We start from the raw sequence: 568 nt of genomic DNA, 5'->3' as shown, positions 1-568 counted from the left end.
CCATAACACCCATCGTGTTCATTATAAATAGCTTGAATCAGTTCTTTTACCTCCGCATTTGGATCAGGACGATTAAAACGTTTCATCCAGTAATAGTACGTACTACGTGGAATGTTTGCGAGTTGAAGTAACTCCTTGATAGGAAATTCATGCCTTAACTCGTAGATTACTTGCGCTTTGTCTTGTTTGGTGATTTTTCTTTGTTTTGAACTAAGGCATTCAACTTTTTTAAATATGCATTTTCCATACGTAAACGCTCATTTTCCGCTTGTAAGGCTTCGATTGATCCTTCATCTACTGGTTTTATTTTTTTATCTTTCATGGTTGGACGCCCCTTTTTCTTTGATTGTAGGGCATCCAATCCTCCTGTTTCATAAGCTATTTTCCATTTCCGAAGTGTTTCATAAGACGGTATATTGAAAAGTGCCGCTGTTTCTCTGATAGATGTCCCGTGTTCATTCATATAATAAAGTACATCTAGTTTATACTGGGCTGGGTAGAATGTATAGCACTTTTCAAAGGCCTTTTCACCTGAAGACTCATATCGTCTAATCCACTCACGAAGTAC

General features: G+C 37.5%; 1 pseudogene. It reads right to left on the bottom strand.

Features of this window, described 5'->3' with window-relative positions:
* Positions 1-568 (bottom strand): annotated as a pseudogene (locus ACTJJY_RS32060) (IS3-like element ISBth10 family transposase); the annotation flags it as partial.

This window comes from Bacillus sp. 22475, assembly GCF_052044835.1.
Classification (GTDB): domain Bacteria; phylum Bacillota; class Bacilli; order Bacillales; family Bacillaceae_G; genus Bacillus_A; species Bacillus_A cereus.
This window is presented reverse-complemented; position numbering and strand designations above follow the sequence as displayed.